This window comes from Actinoplanes sp. NPDC048796, assembly GCF_040650035.1.
In the GTDB taxonomy this organism is placed as follows: domain Bacteria; phylum Actinomycetota; class Actinomycetes; order Mycobacteriales; family Micromonosporaceae; genus Actinoplanes.
In genome coordinates this window covers 66,617-82,084 of record NZ_JBEZGO010000025.1, presented here as the reverse complement: position 1 = coordinate 82,084, position 15,468 = coordinate 66,617, and the positions used below count along the sequence as shown (strand labels likewise).

Below are 15,468 nucleotides of genomic sequence, written 5' to 3'. Positions count from 1 at the left end.
CAATGTCATGCATCCCGAGGGTGAACAATCGGGGGCCGCGATGGAAGATGGTGGACGATGCTCTCGTCGATGGAGGCCGTACGCCGGCTCATGGATCTGCGGCACCGCGGGCGGGCCGAGGACCTTCCGGCGGTGCTGGCCGAGGCCGCGCCCCTGCTCGGCGCCGAGGCGGCCGGCGTGCTGCTGGTCGACTACGGGCAGGTGGCGCTGCATCCGCTGCGCGGGACGGCGCCCGGCACGGCCACCACCCAGCCGGTGGAGGACACGGCCGCCGGGCGGGCCTTCACGACCGCCGAGCCGCAGTGGCTCGAAACCGACGACGGCGGCAAGCTGTGGCTGCCGCTGCTGCACGGCGCCGAACGGCTCGGCGTACTCGAATTCCAGGTCAAGGCCTATCCCCCGGCGTCCACCCGGCACGACCTCGAGGTGATCGCGGCGCTGGTGGCCGAGCTGATCGCCAGCCGGCGCTTCTACGGCGACGCGGTCGAGCACACCCGCCGCCGGCTGCCCATGCAACTGCCGGCCGAGATCATCTGGAACCAGCTGCCGCCGTTGACGTTCGCGGTCGACGGCACGATGGTCACGGCCGTGCTCGAACCCTGCTACGAGGTGGGCGGCGACGCGTTCGACTACGCGGCCAACGGCGACCTGCTGCACGTGGCGCTCTTCGACACGGTCGGGCACGGGATCAGCGCGAGCGCGCTCACGACGCTGACCCTGAACACGTACCGCAACGCCCGCCGGTCCGGGCTCTCCCTGATCGACACCTGCCGCTCGATCGACAAGTGGGTGCACGCGCAGTACCCGGGCGCGTTCGTCACGGCCCTGCTGTCCGAGCTGGACATACCGACCGGCACCTACCGCCGGATCAGCGCCGGTCACCCCGCGGAGATCTTCCTGCGCGACGGCCGTACGCTGCCGCAGCTACCCACCCCGAACACGCTGCCGCTGGGCCTCGGCCACATGCTGGGCCGCCCGCCCGAGGTCGTCGAGGAGCAGCTGCACCCGGGCGACGCGCTGGTCTTCTACACCGACGGGATCACCGAGGCGCGGGACGCGTCGGGCGCCCTGTTCGGCGTCGAACGCCTCGGCGAGTTCATGCTGGAGGCGCTGGGCGAGGGCCGACCGGCGCCCGAGACGATGCGCCGCTTGATTCAGACCATCGTGTCGTACGAGGACGGCGAGCTCCGCGACGACGCCACGGCGGCCATGCTGCAATGGCGCCGCCACGACAAAGACCCTGGGTAAGGTGGACGCCCGGATGCCGGCGCCGTGGTCAAACCCTCGTCCAAAAGGATTCGGCGCCGGCATCCGTGCGCTGTGATCAGTATTCCGGCGCCCCCACCCCCAGCGGCAGAGCCACATGTCCCGATCCACCCCAACCAAGATCCGCCCCCACGGGCGAATCGGCCATTCCGCCCGGCCATCAGATCAGAAATTTCCGATTTGTCCGCGCGAAGCGGGAGCGGCACTTAGGATGCCGGTTCGGGCTCGGGTTCGGCGGCGTGGATCGGGCGTAGGCGGATCTGGGTGATGGCTCGCCCGGCGATCTGGGTCACCTCGGCGGTGTGGCCGTCGACGGTGACGATCTCGCCGGGGGCCGTGGGAATGTGGCCCAGCTGGGCCAGGACCAGGCCGGCGACTGTCGTGTAGTCGTTGTCGGTCAGCTTCTCGGTGTCCACGCCGATGTCGGGCAGGTCGTGGATCGGGAACGTGCCGGGCAGCAGCATGGCGCCGTCCGGCTCGCGGACCACCGACTGCACGTCACGGTCGGTCTCGTCGTAGATCTCACCCACGACCTCCTCGACCAGGTCCTCCATCGTCACGATGCCGTCGATGGCTCCGCGCTCGTCCACCACCAGGGCCAACTGCTGGCGGCGGCCGCGCATCTGCATCATCGCGTCCGAGACCTTCAGGCTCTCGGGCAGGAACTGGGCGTCGAACATGTGGTCGCGCACCGGGCCGGTCGCGTCGATCAGGTCACGCAGATGCACCACGCCCAGGACGTCGTCGAGGCCCATCGGGCCGGTCACCGGGGCCCGCGAGTGGCCGCCGGCCGCCAGCCGGGCCAGAGCCTCGCGGGCGGGCGTCTCGGCCGGGACCACCAGCACGTCGCGGCGGGGCACCAGGATCTCGCGCAGCACCCGGTCGGCGATCTCGAAGGCGCCGCTGATGATGGTCCGCTGCTCGGGGGTGAACTCCTGCTGCTGGGTCACCAGGTCGCGGATCTCCTCGGTGGTGACCTCCTCCCGGGCGGCGTTCGGGTCGTTGCCGGTCGCCCGTACCAGCAGATCGGTTGACTTGCCCAGCAGCCACACCACGGGGCGGGAGAGGGCCGAGAGCGTGTCGAGCGGGCGGGCCACCATCAGCGCCCAGCCCTCGGCCCGCTGCATCGCGATCCGCTTCGGGGCGAGTTCGCCCACCACCAGCGTGAAGAAGGTCAGCACGATGGTGACCAGCACGATCGAGACCGGCTCGGCGGCGCCGCCCAGGAAACTCAGCGGGCCGGTCAGCGGCTTGGCCAGCGACACCGCGGCCGACGCCGAGGCCAGGAAGCCGGCCAGCGTGATGCCGATCTGAATGGTGGCCAGGAACCGGTTGGGGTCGCGGGCCAGCTTGGCCAGCGTCGCCCCGGTGCGCGACTGCCGTTCGAGGCGCTGCAACTGGCTGTCGCGCAAGGAGATGAGGGCCATCTCACTGCCCGAGAACGCCGCGTTCAGCAGAACCAGAATCACCACGAGGATGATTTGCCACCCGTAGCCGCCCATCCAGGGCTCACTCCTTTGCCATTTCGAATTAACAGGGGTTCCGACTGTAGCCGATGTTTCGGTAATGGTCGCCGATGGTAATTGGCGATCGACACCCCCGAGCAAGGAGCGACCGTGGAAATCTCCGGAATCATCACCGCCGTCATCATCGGCCTCATCGTCGGCGCGCTGGGACGGCTGGTGGTGCCCGGCAAGCAGAACATTCCGATCTGGCTGACGATCGTGATCGGCATCATCGCCGCCATCATCGGCACGTTCATCGCCGCCGCCATCGGCGTGGACGACACCCGCGGCATCGACTGGATCGAGCTGATCATCCAGGTCGTGCTGGCCGCGGTCGGCGTCAGCCTGGTGGCCGGCCTGCGCGGGCGGCGCTGAACCACACGACGGCATCCATCCCCGTGGGAGTGGCGGCGTCCAGCCGGACGCCGCCGCCACCGGCCCGGGCCAGCTTCGACACCAGCGCGAGGCCGAGGCCGGTGCCCCCGCGAGGCGCGCCGGGCGCGCGCCAGAACGGCTCCAGGGCCTTCTCCCGCTGGTCGGCGGGGAGCCCGGGGCCGGCGTCGATGACGTGCACCTCGACCCGATCGGGCGCCGTTCCGGCCGCGGCCAGCGTGATGACGCTGCCGTCCGGGGCGGCGTTCAGCGCGTTCGAGACCAGGTTGTCCAGGATCTGCTCGATCGCCCCCGGCATCGCCGTCGCCGGCAGCGGCCCCTCGACGTCGGCGCGCAGGGTGATTCCGCGTTCGGCCGCGAGGGGCTGCCAGATCCCGGCCCGTTCGGTCACCTCGGCGGCCACGTCGACCGCCTCCGGCGCCTCGTCCCGCCGATCGATCAGGGTGAGGTCGAGCAGCGTGTTCACCAGCTTGTCCAGGCGCTCGGTCTCGTTGAGCGCGGCCTCCAGGCTCTCCGTCCCGGCCGGCCCGACATCCGGTTCCAGGTTCTCCAGGCGCAGCCGCAGGGCGGCCAGGGGACCCTTGAGCTGGTGTGAGGCGTGGTCGGCGAACGCGCCCCGGGCCGACAGCACGCTGTGCAGGCGCTGCGCGGTCCGGTTGAACGTGGCGGCGAGCCGTCGCAGCTCCGGCGGTCCCCCGGTGATCCGTACCGGCGTGGGCCCGGTGTCGTCGGCCAGCTGGCGCGTGGCCTCCTCGAGGGCCTTCACCGGGCGGACGATCCAGCGGGCCAGGGCCAGGGCGATCGCGGCGCCGACGGCCAGCACGAGCAGGCAGGCGGCCGCGAGCAGGGCCCAGACCCGACGCACCTGCTCGTCGGCGGCGGCCGTGGGGACGGTCAGGCGCACCGAGCTCGAGGCGGGCAGGGACACCGAGACGGCCATCACCCGTACGCCGTCGACCTGGGCGAAACCGTGGTGGATCCCCTCGGGCACGGCGCCGGCTCCGGGCACCGTGCTGTACGTCAGCCGGCCGGCGGCGTCGAAGACCGCGATCCGCCCGTTCCAGCGGCGGGCCACGGCCGAGGCGATGTCCTCGACCTGGTCGCCGTCGTCCTCGCCGAGCTCGGCGTCGACGTAGGCGGCGACGATCTCGGCCTCGCGCTCCAGCTGCCGGAACGTCTGGTCCCGCTCGCTGCGCTGGTAGAGGTAGCCGAGCGGCACGGCCAGGCCGGTCAGGACGGCCAGGACCAGCGACAGGTACGTGACGACCAGGCGCCGGGTCACGGGACGACGAGCCGGAAGCCGACGCCGCGCCGGGTCTCGATCCAGGACGGGTCGCCGAGCTTGCGGCGCAGGGCCGCGATGTGGAAGTCGAGGGTCTTGCTGCGCGCGTCGGCCGTGGCCCAGATCCCTTCGAGCAGCTTCTGCCGCAGGATCATCGTGCCGGGCTTGGCCGCCAGCATCTCCAGCAGGTCGAACTCCTTGGGGGCGAGGGCCACCGGCTTGCCGTCCACGGTCACCTCCCGGGTCGTACGGTCGATGACCAGCGACCCGAGCACGCGCGTGTCGGGCTCGGCCGGCTGGGCCCGGGTGGCCCGGGACCGCCGGTCGACGGCCCGGATCCGGGCCACCAGCTCGCGCAGGCTGAACGGCTTGGACAGGTAGTCGTCGGCGCCGCCCTCCAGGCCCCGGACCAGGTCGGCCTCGGCGCGGCGGGCGGTCAGCATGATGATCGGCACGCCCTGGGACCGGCTCAGCGCCCAGCACACGTCGACGCCGTCGATGTCGGGCAGGCCCAGGTCGAGCAGCACCAGGTCGGCCGGCGGCGCGGCCAGCGCGGCCGAGCCGGTGGCCACGTGCTCGGCCTCGATGCCGAAGCGGGCCAGACCCTGCACCAGGGGAATCGCGATCGAGTCGTCGTCCTCGACCAGTAGCACCCGCATGCACCAATGATTATCACGCCGCGGTCCCTGGCGGAAAACTTACTGTTCCCTTTAAATGTCCTTCACTTATTCCCAGAATTGCCGCCGATCATGAACGCCGTGCGCAGGAAATCACCTTTATGGGCCAAACTGACGACCGCTTTCGGCATCGTGCTGGCGTTGACCGGGGGCGGCGGTCTCGTCGCGGTGAAATACTTCCTGAACCAGCTCACGTCGAACATTCAGACCACGTCCAGCGTGCTCGATTCCGCCGGCCTGGGAAACACCGCGGCCACGTCCGGCGAGTTGCCGGCCGGCGCGATGAACCTGCTCCTGCTCGGGCTCGACTCCCGGGCCGGCTGGGAGGAGGAGGGCAAGGCCTCGCGCTCGGACACGATCCTGATCCTGCACATCACCGCGTCGCACGACCGGGCGTACATGATCTCGGTCCCGCGTGACATGGTCGCGAAGATCCCGGCCGACGAGTCGCGGGGCTTCGGCGGCGCCACCACCAAGATCAACGCCGCTTACGCGTACGGGTCGGCGAACGGCGGTGGCTGGCAGGGCGGCGCCAAGCTGGCTACGAGCGCGGTGCACGAGCTGACCGGCATCGAGTTCGACGGCGTCACGGTGATCGACTTCGACGGCTTCCGCGGCATCATCGAGGCCATGGGCGGCGTGCACCTCTGCGTCGACAAGGACATGTGGTCCAGCCACTACGTGGTGAACAACGGCAAGGTCGAGTACGCGCACGGCGCCGACCCCAAGACCCCGCCGAAAAACGCCCTGTGGTTCCGCAAGGGGTGCCGCGACATGAAGCCGTGGGAGGCGCTGGAGTTCTCCCGGCTGCGCCACTCGGCCAACGGCGACTACGACCGGCAGCGCCACCAGCAGCAACTGCTGCGCGCCATGGCGCGCAAGGCCGGCAGCGCCGGCATCATGGGCAACCCGGCCAAGGTCTCCAAGGTCCTGGCCGCGGCGGGCAGGTCGCTGCGGATGGACACTCACGGCGTACCCGTGGAGACCTTCATCTTCGGCCTCAAAGGGCTGGCCGCCGGTGACCTGATCCCGATCAAGACCAACGGCGGCACGTTCGCCACCGGCGCCGGCGGTGGCGAGGGTGTCACCGAGGACACCCGCGGCCTGTTCGCGGCCACGTCGGCCGACCGGCTGCCCGAGTTCCTGCTCCGCCACCCCGAGATGCTGATCTCCGACGGGGCCTGACCGGCCGTACGGTATAAATCTCTGATGCGCCCGGCCCGCCCCCACCCGGCGCGGACCGTGTCGCTGGCCTTCGTGGCCGCGATCGCGGCCGGAGCCGTGCTGCTGATGCTTCCCGTCTCGCGGGCCGGCGACGGCTCGGCGCCGTTGCTGACCGCGCTGTTCACCTCGACCTCGGCCATCACCACGTCGGGCATGTCGACGGTCGACACCGCCACGTACTGGTCCGGCTTCGGCCACGTGCTGATCGCCCTGCTGACCCAGACCGGCGGCTTCGGCATCACCACCGGCGCGACCCTGCTCGGCCTGCTCGTGTCGCAGCGGCTGGGGCTGCGCGGCCGGATGATGGCCGGCGTCGAGACCAGCACCGGGCTGGCCCACGGCGACTTCCGGCGGGTGCTGATCCTGGCCGCGGCGGTGATGTTCGCCTGCGAGACCGTGATCGCCGGCATCGTCACGGCCCGGCTCTGGCTCACCTACGACGTGGCGTTCGGGCCGGCCCTGGCCGAGGGCGCCTTCAACGCCGTGCAGGCCTTCAACAACTGCGGCTTCTCGCTGCGCAGCGACGGGCTGACCGGTTTCGCCGGCGACTGGTGGATGTGCGTCCCGCTGACCCTGGGCGTCATCGCCGGTGGCATCGGCGTGCCGGTGCTGTACGAGATCGGCCGCCAGCGGCGCGGCCCGGCCGCCTGGTCGACGCACACCCGGCTGACCGTGTGGGGCTCGCTGGTGCTGCTGGCGGTGGGTTTCGCCGCGATCCTGGCCCTCGAGTGGCGCAACCCGGGCACGCTGGGACCACTCGGGGTGCCCGGCAAGATCCTGGCCGCCTTCGTCCAGGGCACCATCCCCCGCTCCGGCGGCTTCAACACGGTCGACTACGGCGCCATGAACGAGGACACCTCGGCCATCGTGGTCGGCCTGATGTTCATCGGCGGTGGCAGCGCCAGCACCGCCGGCGGCATCAAGGTGACGACGTTCTTCCTGCTCGGGTACGTCATCTGGACCGAGGTCCGCGGCGAACGCGACGTGGTGATCGGCCGCCGCCGCATCGCCGAGGCGACCCAGCGTCAGGCCACCGCGGTCGCCCTGCTCGGGGTGGCCACGGTGGCCGTCGGCACGCTGACCCTGCTCGCGGTGACCGGCGGGGTGTCCTTCGACCGGGCGCTGTTCGAGGTCATGTCGGCCTTCAGCACGGCCGGGCTGACGAACGGCCTGACCGCCGAGCTGTCACCGGCGCGCCAGCTGATCCTCAGTGTGATGATGTTCGTCGGCCGTGTCGGCACGATCGCCGTCGCCTCGGCGCTGGCCCTCAACACCCGCCACCGCAAGTACCGATACCCGGAGGAGCGACCGATCGTTGGCTGACAACCAGGTGGAGAACGTCGTCGTGATCGGCCTGGGCCGGTTCGGCGGCCAGGTGGCCGAGTCCCTGCTCAAGCTCGGCCACGAGGTGCTCGGCGTCGACGAGGACGCCGAGCTCGTCCAGCAGTGGTCCGACCAGCTCACCCATGTCGTGCAGGCCGACTCGACCGACGGCGACGCGATGGAGCAGGTCGGCATCAAGGAGTTCACCCGCGCCGTGGTCGGCATCGGCAGCGACATCGAGGCCAGCGTGCTGACCGTGCTGACGCTCAGCGAGCTGGGCCTGGGCGACATCTGGGCCAAGGCGGTCTCGGTCAAACACGGCAAGATCCTCCGCTCGGTCGGCGCCCACCACGTCATCTACCCCGAGGCCACGATGGGCGACCGGGTGGCCCACCTGATCGCCGGCCGGATGCTCGACGTCATCGAGTTCGACGACGGCTTCGCGGTCGCCCGCACCCGGATCCCCCGCGACGCCGCCGGGCGCACCCTGGCCGAGCTGGGCCTGCGCTCGAAGTACGGGGTCACGGTGATCGGCTTCAAGACCCACGGCGCCGAGCTTCTGTACGCCGAACCCGGCGCCGTCGTCCCCGACGGCGCCGAGCTGATCGTGGCCGGCCCGCTCGAGGAGGTTCAGCGCTTCACGGCCGACACCTAGCGCCCGTTTCGCACCTGGAGGATCCAGGTCACCCCGAAGCGGTCGGTGAGCATGCCGAAGCCCGGGCTGAACGGGGACGGCCCGTACTTCTCGACGATGACGGCACCGTCGGCGAGCCGGTCCCACAGGCCGCCGACCTCGTCGGGGTCTCGCCGGCGGCTACCGGCTGCGCGCCGGCACCGAACTGCCGCCGCTGCTGTTCGACGACGAGCAGGCGGTCGCCCTCACCGTCGCCCTCCAGGTCGCCGCCACCACCTCGGACGACGCCCTGGCCGACGCGGCGGGCCGGGCCCTGACGACGATCTGGCAAGTCCTGCCGGCTCGTCCTCGACCTGCCGGCCGCCACGGTGGCCCTTCACACCCGCGACGGCGTCGTCGAGGAGGCCGGCCCCGGCCGCTGCCGCCTCACCACGGGCTCCTGGTCGTGGCCGGCCCTGGCCGCCACGATCGCCCGCTTCGACGCCGACTTCGAGGTGATCGGCCCGCCCGACCTGGCCGAGGCCTTCGCCCACCTGGCCGCCCGGTTCACCCGTCGGCAGACGCCTCCTGCGGACGGCTTGCTCGACGAGCCGCGGCCGGGCCGGCCGCGGACGGTCACCGACGACCAGGTCGAGCAGGTGATCGCTCGGACACTAGAGTCGTCGGACTGTATCTCGACCCACCCGAACGGGCGGTAGATCCAGGCCATCGACCGCACCGCACCGATGCTGCCGATACCGCCCGGCGGGCCGGCCCGCGCGGCACCCGACCACCAGCTGGGTGACGACCTACAACGGCAGCCACTCCGAGTTTGTGGTGATCTCGGTGAGGACGTCGGGCAGGGGCTCGACGCCGAGGCCGGGGCCGGTCGGTACCGGCAGGTGGCCGTTGTCCAGGATGAAGGGGGGCGTCACGTCCGTACGGAAATAGCGGTCCGAAGCCGAAGTGTCGCCCGGCAGGGTGAAGCCGGGCAGGGCGGCCAGCGCGACGTTCGCGGCCCGGCCCAGGCCGGTCTCGAGCATGCCGCCGCACCAGACCGGGACGCCGTTGGCCGCGCAGACGTCGTGGATGCGGCGGGCCTCCAAGTATCCGCCGACCCGGCCCGGCTTGACGTTGACGATGGCGCACGCGCCCAACCGGATGGCGTCGGCCGCCGCGCGGGCCGACACGATCGACTCGTCCAGGCAGATCGGTGTCCTCAGCCGCCGGGACAGCTCCGCGTGGCCGAGCACGTCCTCCTCGTCGAGCGGCTGCTCGATGAGCAGGAGGCCGAACGGGTCGAGGGCCGCCAGCAACGGGGCGTCCCCCACGGTGTACGCCGTGTTGGCGTCGACCTGGAGCAGCACGTCGTCGCCGAAGCGTTCGCGGACCGCGCGGACCGGCGCCACGTCCCAGCCGGGCTGGATCTTCAGCTTGATCCGGACGTAGCCCTGCGCGAGGTAGCCGCCGACCGCGTCCAGCAGCGCCGGGATCGAGTCCATGATGCCCACCGACACCCCGCACGGCACCCGGTCGCGGGTCGCGCCCAGCTCCCGGGCGAAGCTGCGGCCCGAGCCGCGCAGTTCGGCGTCGAGCACCGCCGTCTCCAGCGCCGCCTTGGCCATCCGATGGCCTTTGAACTTCCGCAGGGCCGGCGCGACCGCCGTGGCCGCTCCCGGCGGCTGGGCGGCCAGCGCCGGCACCAGGTAGCGGCGCAGCACGTCGGCCGCCGCCGCCACGTATTCGCTGGAGTAGAGCGGGTCGCTCATCGCCACGCACTCCCCCCATCCCTCGGCCTCGTCGGTGACCGCCCGCAGGAGCAGGACGTCGCGTTCGGTCTCGGTGCCGAACGACGTGCGGAACGGCGCCACCAGGGGCATCCGGATCCGGCGCATCTCGATGCCGGTGAGTTTCATCGGTTCTCCCTGTCCAGCACGTACCAGCCGGCGCGGTCGAAACCCCGTACCGTCGCCCCGTCGTCGATCAGCGGCCCCAGCGTCTCGCGCACCGCGACCCGCCAGCGGCGGGCACACGCCGGGTCGGTCCGGCGCAGCGTTTCGATGTCGGCGGGAACGGCGATCAGCACCGTACGGCCGTCGGCCGTCCCCTCGACCGGCTCGTTTCCCGGCGTACGGCCGAGGGCCGTGACCGCACCCGACCGGCGCAGCGCGCCCACCTCGCATCCGGGCCGCCGTTCGCCCCGGGCCGCCCGGTCGACGTGCGGCGCCGCGAGGTTCCAGTGGAGCAGCAGCCGGTCCGTGTCGTCGTCGCCGTTGATGGCGTCGCCCATCGGGCCGTAGAAGTCGGGCAGGTACTGGGCCGGATCGGCGCCCAGCTTGACCACGTTGAAGTACGCGTTGCGGCTGACCAGCGGGTCGAACGTCCAGCTGATCCGGGTCACGCCGTGCCCGAGCGCCCAGGCCCGCTGATGCAGTTTCAGGGCGCGTCCCACGTCCCGGCCGCGGGCGGCCGGCACCACTCCGGCGACGTGGCTGTGCACCTCACGGCGTTCCGGCGCGGCGAAGAAGCCCACGCACGCCCCGACCATGCCGGTGCCGTCGTAGGCGCCGGCCACGTAGTTGCCGGCTTTGCTCATGGCGCGCAGCATCTCCCGGCTGACCGGCGCGTGCGCCGCGCCGGAATGCCAGATGCCGTCGAAGAGCCGGTACACGCCGTCCAGGTCCGCCAGTTCGGTGAGCAGCCGGATGCGCACACCGGCGGCGCCGGCGGCCAGATCGGCGGCCGAGGCGGGAGTCAGCAGGTCACTCATGGCAGCGGAGCGCCGTCTGGCACAGGGCGGCGACCAGGGCGGCCCGGCGCGGCAGTTCGGCGATGACGACGTGCTCGTCGGCCGCGTGGGCGCCACCGCCGACCGCGCCCAGCCCGTCCAGGGTGGGTACCCCGACGCCGGCGGTGAAGTTGCCGTCCGAGGCGCCGCCGACCGCGGCCCGCGCCGGCGGCGTCAGGCCCAGTCGACCGGCCGCCGCCACCGCCCGTGCGTAAAGGTCGCCGGAAGCCTCGGCCGCCAACGGCGGACGGTTGGGGCCGCCCTCGATCGTGAGGCGCGCCCCCGGCAGAACCGGCGTGAGCGCCCGTAGCGCCGCGTCCACGCGCAGCTGCTCGGCCGTGGTCCGGCAGCGGACGTCGATCGCGAACTCCCCCGCCGCCGGGACGGTGTTGGTCGTGGTGCCCGCGGTCATCCGGGTCGGCACCACCGTCGTACCGAGCGCGGGATCGGCCAGGGCTTGCACAGCAAGCACCTGATGGGCCAGTTCCACTGTGGAGTTGACGCCGGCCTCGGGGGCGAGCCCGGCGTGGGCGGCCCGGCCGGTTATCCGTACCCGGTAGAGGGAAACGCCTTTGCGCTCGGTCTTGAGCGCGCCTCCGTCGGCCGAGCCCTCCAGCACCAGGGCGGCCGCGCATCCGGCCGCCTCCTGCTCGATGAGCTCGCGCGAGGTCGGCGAGCCCAGCTCCTCGTCGCCGGTGACGAGCAGGGTGACGCCCGACCGCTCGGGCAGCGCGGCGATCGCGTGCAGGGCCTGCACGACGCCCGCCTTCATGTCGAAACACCCGGGGCCACGCAGGATCTCACCGCTTGTCTCGTACGGATGACGCGCCAGCGTCCCGACCGGCCAGACCGTGTCGTGGTGTCCCAGCACCAGGACCCGGGCCGGGCCGTCACCGAAACGCCAGCGCAGGTGGGTGCGGCCGTCCAGGACGATCCGCTCGGGCCACACGCCGAGCCGCCGGTGACCGATGCCGGCGAGGACGCCGGCGCAGCGGGCCACGGCGGCCCGGTCGTCCGAGGGCGACTCGCAGTTCACGAGCTCTTCGATGTCGGCCAGCATCAGGCCACCTTCGGGGTGGCGCGCACGCCCAGGTGCAGATAGCGCTCGCCGGTCGGCAGCCGGTAGAAGAAGGCCGGGATCCAGTTGACGCTCCCGGGCAGGCGCACGAGATACAGGTCGTCGTCGACCGCGACCATCGGCAGCTCGTGCACCGGCTCGGGGCTGAGCTCGGCGAGCGGACCCGTCGTGGTCATCCTGAGAAGGGGTCCCTGGAGTACCTCGAGCCGCGCGCTGGCCCGCTCATAGGTGCCCAGGTGCGGTGTGATGTCGGCGTCGACCGGCGGCTCGGGCGGGGTGAGCGGTCGCGGCATCGTCAGGCCGGCCACCTCGGCGAAGATCTCGCGGAACAGGTCCTCATAGAGGTCGCGGGCGCCCTCGCCGTTGGTCAGCAGGGTGACGGCGAGATCCTGCTCGGGCAGCAGCCGCAGGAACGCCGACTGGCCGATGGTGTTGCCGTCGTGCCCGATGAGCCGGTGCCCGTCCCAGCCGAACCGGATCCAGCCCAGCCCCCACGAGTCGCCCAGCGTGTGCTTCTCGGGCAGCTCGACCTGCTCGGCGGCCATCGCGGCGGCCCCGGCCTCGCTGATCAGCCGGGTGCCGTCCGGGGCCAGCCCGCCGGCCAGATGCAGCCGGGCGAAGGCCAGCAGGTCGGCCGCGGTCGAGGTGATCAGCCCGGCCGGCCCGAGCGCCCGCGGCAGCGTCCACACCGGAGCGACCGTAGGCCCGGGCAGGTGACCGGTGGCGGCCCGGTGCAGCAGCGCCTCCTCCGGCAGCGTGCCGGTGCGGCGCAGGCCGAGCGGCGTGCCGATGCGGTCGCGGACGGCCTGGTCCCAGGTGCCGCCGGTGAGCTTTTCGACGACCCGGCCGGCCAGGACGAAACCGGAGTTGCAGTACGACCAGGTGGCGCCCAACGGGTGGTTCCGGGCCACGTCGCGCAGCCCGTCGACGTACTTCTCCAGGCAGTCGTCGCCGCGCCCGGTGTCGGTGAAGACGTCGCCGTCGAGGCCGCTGGTGTGCGTCAGCAGGTGGCGCATGGTGAGCTTGGCGTCGGCCAGCGGCAGCTCGGGCAGCACATCGACGATCGGGGCGTCCAGTTCCAGCCTGCCCTCGTCGACGAGCTGCTGGACCAGGGTGGCCGTCCAGACCTTGCTGATCGACCCGATCTGGAACACCGAGTCGGTGGTGGTCTCCACCCCGGTGTCCACGTTGAGCACTCCGTACGCGGCCTCGATCTGCTCGTCCCCCCGGGAGATGCCGAGGACCGCTCCCGGCACGCCGTGCCGCTCGGCCAGCACGGCCAGCCGCCGCTGCCAGTGGTCGCCGTCGATTCGGCGGATCCCGCGTACCCAGGTGGCGATCCGGGTGTTGAAGTCGATGCGCTGACTCGGCGGCCCCTCGAGGATGAACAGGTGCGAACCGCCCGGATAGAGCACCAGCTCGGCCGGGACGCCCCGCTCGCGCAGCGCGGTGTGCCACTGCTGGGCCTGGCCGACCGGGCAGCGCAGGTCGGCGTCGCCCTGCAGGATCAGGGTCGGGGTGGTGACCTGGGCGACCCGGGTCAGCGGCGACATGGCGGCGTACCGCGCGGGCTCCTCCCAGGGCCGCCCGCCGAGTTCGAGGGCGGCCAGCAGATGCCCGTCGTCCGAACTGCCGGCCATGCTGGTCAGATCGCTGACCACCCCGCCGGCCACCGCGGCCGCGAACCGCCCGTCGATGGCGGTGAGATAGCAGGTCATGTAGCCGCCGTAGCTGTAGCCGGCCACGGCCAGCCGTTGCGGATCGGCGGTCCCGTCGGCGACGAGCTGGTCGAGCGGCTCGAGGAAGTCGCGGGCGTCGGCCCCGCCCCAGGCGCCGAGGGCGGCGGTGAAGAACCGTTCGCCGTAGCCGTCGCTGCCCCGGGGGTTGAGCAGCAGCACGTTCCAGCCCCGCCCGGCCAGTTCCTGGTGGTAGAGGTGGACGTCGTCGGCGGCCCCGTTCCAGGCGTTGTGCGGCCCACCGTGAATGTCGAGCAGCAGCGGCCGCGGCCCGGTGGCCGCCGGATCCCGGATCAGCCAGCCGTGCACCACGGTGCCGTCGGAGATCGTGAACTCCCGCTCGACCCGGGGGAACAGCTCGACGTCGGTCTCGTTGTGCGTGGTACGCACGGTCTCCGTGCCCGAGACCACGTCGACGGTGACGATTTCCCCGTACGAGGTGGGTGTGGCCAGAACGACGGCGGCGGTGTCACCCACGACCGACATCCCGGAGACGACCCGCCCGGCGCCGGCCACGATCGGCCGGGGTTCCCCGCCATCCAGGGAAACGGCGTAGAGATGGGAGCAACCCCGGTCCCGTACGCAGAAAAGCACCGTCCGCCCGTCGGCGGCGAACCGCGGAACCGCGCCCGGATAGCCCGGCCCGCCGGCCATGACGTTCCGGTCGAGGCCCGCGGCGAGATCACGCACCGCCCCACCGTCGAGCGGCACATGAAGCAGCCGCGCGTGCCCGACGGGTTTCCCGGTGGTGCCGACGACAATGAGCGCGTCCCCCCGCGGCGTCCACACGGCCGGCCCGGCGAACCCGTCGGCCAGTCCCGCCTGCTCCGGCCGGGCCTTGGGATCGGTGACGTCCAGAACATGCACCGGAGCACGAAGCGTCAGATCGGCGTCCTTGCCGGTGGCGGCGGAGAACGCCAGCCGAGTCGAGTCGGGCGACCATTCGGGCTCGCCGGCGTGCCAGTCCCCCTCGGTCACTTGCCGGCAGTCACGCGCCCCCACATCGAGCACGAACAGATGCTTACGCCGGTCCCGCAGCAGCCCGGCCCCATCGGCCCGGTAGTCGAGCCGCTCGGTGACAACAGGCGCGTTCGCGCCCGCCCCGCCGATGGCCACCGGCGCGGCAAAGGCGATCTTCGTACCGTCCGGGCTCCACCGGGGCGCCCCCGCCCCCAACGGCAGATCGGTGACCGGCTCGGCCTCCCCACCGTCGGCGGGAAGCAGCCACACTTGCGCCGCCCCGTCCCCACCACGGAGAAACGCCAGCCACCGCCCATCCGGCGACCACGCGGGCGCCGTGTCGGCCGGCCCCCGGGTCAGCCGCCGCCCGGAACACCAGATGCCACGGGTGACCCGGTCCGCTTTCCGGTCGGCGCCCCGCAGCACATAGGCCACCCGGCCCCCGTCCGGACTGAGGGCGGGCTGCTCCGGCGTCTCCACGGCCACCAGATCCTCGATCAGCGCCCGACGTGTCACGGTCTACCCCCTAGGCTCGCGGCTCCCTGCGCGAAGCCTGCCCGCCGGGGCCCACCGGTGTCATGGTGCGCGACGACGAGACGAAGCCGCCCATCTCGTCCGCTACA

At 72.1% G+C, this 15,468-nt stretch carries 12 protein-coding genes and 1 pseudogene; 6 read left to right on the top strand and 7 right to left on the bottom strand.

All coding sequences use genetic code 11. The features are described from left to right. Positions 1 to 57: 57 nt before the first annotated feature. Complete coding sequence (locus AB0C26_RS44860) at positions 58 to 1,248, top strand: SpoIIE family protein phosphatase (RefSeq protein WP_360261055.1); 1,191 nt, start codon at positions 58 to 60, stop codon at positions 1,246 to 1,248. Positions 1,249 to 1,472: 224 nt separating this feature from the next. Here AB0C26_RS44860 and AB0C26_RS44855 read toward each other — a convergent pair whose 3' ends face one another. Continuing rightward, positions 1,473 to 2,768 carry a hemolysin family protein gene (locus tag AB0C26_RS44855; protein ID WP_360261052.1) on the bottom strand — a complete coding sequence of 432 codons (1,296 nt, stop codon included), beginning with the start codon at positions 2,766 to 2,768 and terminating at the stop codon, positions 1,473 to 1,475. A 114-nt stretch (positions 2,769 to 2,882) separates the two neighbouring features. Between AB0C26_RS44855 and AB0C26_RS44850 the strand changes: the two genes are divergently transcribed. Continuing rightward, positions 2,883 to 3,146 (top strand): GlsB/YeaQ/YmgE family stress response membrane protein, encoded by a 264-nt coding sequence (locus tag AB0C26_RS44850; RefSeq protein WP_360261049.1) that lies wholly within the window; start codon positions 2,883 to 2,885, stop codon positions 3,144 to 3,146. Here the strand turns inward: AB0C26_RS44850 and AB0C26_RS44845 are convergent. Next, a complete protein-coding gene (locus tag AB0C26_RS44845) occupies positions 3,112 to 4,446 on the bottom strand; it encodes a HAMP domain-containing sensor histidine kinase (RefSeq protein ID WP_360261047.1) in 1,335 nt (444 codons plus the stop codon). The two genes, AB0C26_RS44850 and AB0C26_RS44845, sit on opposite strands and share 35 nt — an antisense overlap. Further along, positions 4,443 to 5,105 (bottom strand): response regulator transcription factor, encoded by a 663-nt coding sequence (locus AB0C26_RS44840; RefSeq protein ID WP_360261044.1) that lies wholly within the window; start codon positions 5,103 to 5,105, stop codon positions 4,443 to 4,445. Before AB0C26_RS44840 ends, AB0C26_RS44845 begins: the two co-directional genes overlap by 4 nt. 99 nt (positions 5,106 to 5,204) lie before the next feature. On the opposite strand from AB0C26_RS44840, the gene AB0C26_RS44835 reads away from it, so the two are divergent. From AB0C26_RS44835 to AB0C26_RS44820, 4 genes and pseudogenes are all read left to right on the top strand, one after another. Further along, positions 5,205 to 6,308 carry an LCP family protein gene (locus tag AB0C26_RS44835; protein ID WP_360261042.1) on the top strand — a complete coding sequence of 368 codons (1,104 nt, stop codon included), beginning with the start codon at positions 5,205 to 5,207 and terminating at the stop codon, positions 6,306 to 6,308. Positions 6,309 to 6,332: 24 nt separating this feature from the next. Next, positions 6,333 to 7,670 carry a potassium transporter TrkG gene (locus AB0C26_RS44830; RefSeq protein WP_360261039.1) on the top strand — a complete coding sequence of 446 codons (1,338 nt, stop codon included), beginning with the start codon at positions 6,333 to 6,335 and terminating at the stop codon, positions 7,668 to 7,670. Continuing rightward, complete coding sequence (locus AB0C26_RS44825; protein ID WP_360261037.1) at positions 7,663 to 8,325, top strand: TrkA family potassium uptake protein; 663 nt, start codon at positions 7,663 to 7,665, stop codon at positions 8,323 to 8,325. The genes AB0C26_RS44830 and AB0C26_RS44825 overlap by 8 nt, the downstream gene beginning before the upstream one ends. 347 nt (positions 8,326 to 8,672) lie before the next feature. Further along, a pseudogene (locus tag AB0C26_RS44820) lies at positions 8,673 to 8,789 on the top strand (transcriptional regulator); the annotation flags it as partial. A 303-nt stretch (positions 8,790 to 9,092) separates the two neighbouring features. Here AB0C26_RS44820 and menC read toward each other — a convergent pair. The 4 genes from menC to AB0C26_RS44800 are packed head-to-tail and all read right to left on the bottom strand — an operon-like array spanning position 9,093 to position 15,361. Next, positions 9,093 to 10,199, bottom strand: a complete 1,107-nt coding sequence (menC, locus tag AB0C26_RS44815; protein ID WP_360261034.1) for an o-succinylbenzoate synthase — start codon at positions 10,197 to 10,199, stop codon at positions 9,093 to 9,095. Then, complete coding sequence (locus AB0C26_RS44810; RefSeq protein WP_360261031.1) at positions 10,196 to 11,053, bottom strand: GNAT family N-acetyltransferase; 858 nt, start codon at positions 11,051 to 11,053, stop codon at positions 10,196 to 10,198. Before AB0C26_RS44810 ends, menC begins: the two co-directional genes overlap by 4 nt. Then, positions 11,046 to 12,131, bottom strand: a complete 1,086-nt coding sequence (locus tag AB0C26_RS44805; protein ID WP_360261028.1) for a M20 family metallopeptidase — start codon at positions 12,129 to 12,131, stop codon at positions 11,046 to 11,048. The genes AB0C26_RS44810 and AB0C26_RS44805 overlap by 8 nt, the downstream gene beginning before the upstream one ends. Further along, positions 12,131 to 15,361, bottom strand: a complete 3,231-nt coding sequence (locus AB0C26_RS44800; RefSeq protein WP_360261025.1) for a serine hydrolase — start codon at positions 15,359 to 15,361, stop codon at positions 12,131 to 12,133. The genes AB0C26_RS44805 and AB0C26_RS44800 overlap by 1 nt, the downstream gene beginning before the upstream one ends. Between the last annotated feature and the right edge of the window lie 107 nt (positions 15,362 to 15,468).

Bases quoted from the DNA above. Each gene is read 5' to 3' on its own strand.
- AB0C26_RS44810 (WP_360261031.1), bottom strand. From the start codon at position 11,053: ATGAGTGACCTGCTGACTCCCGCCTCGGCCGCCGATCTGGCCGCCGGC.
- AB0C26_RS44830 (WP_360261039.1), top strand. From the start codon at position 6,333: ATGCGCCCGGCCCGCCCCCACCCGGCGCGGACCGTGTCGCTGGCCTTC.
- menC (WP_360261034.1), bottom strand. From the start codon at position 10,199: ATGAAACTCACCGGCATCGAGATGCGCCGGATCCGGATGCCCCTGGTG.
- AB0C26_RS44855 (WP_360261052.1), bottom strand. From the start codon at position 2,768: ATGGGCGGCTACGGGTGGCAAATCATCCTCGTGGTGATTCTGGTTCTG.
- AB0C26_RS44860 (WP_360261055.1), top strand. From the start codon at position 58: ATGCTCTCGTCGATGGAGGCCGTACGCCGGCTCATGGATCTGCGGCAC.
- AB0C26_RS44840 (WP_360261044.1), bottom strand. From the start codon at position 5,105: ATGCGGGTGCTACTGGTCGAGGACGACGACTCGATCGCGATTCCCCTG.
- AB0C26_RS44805 (WP_360261028.1), bottom strand. From the start codon at position 12,131: ATGCTGGCCGACATCGAAGAGCTCGTGAACTGCGAGTCGCCCTCGGAC.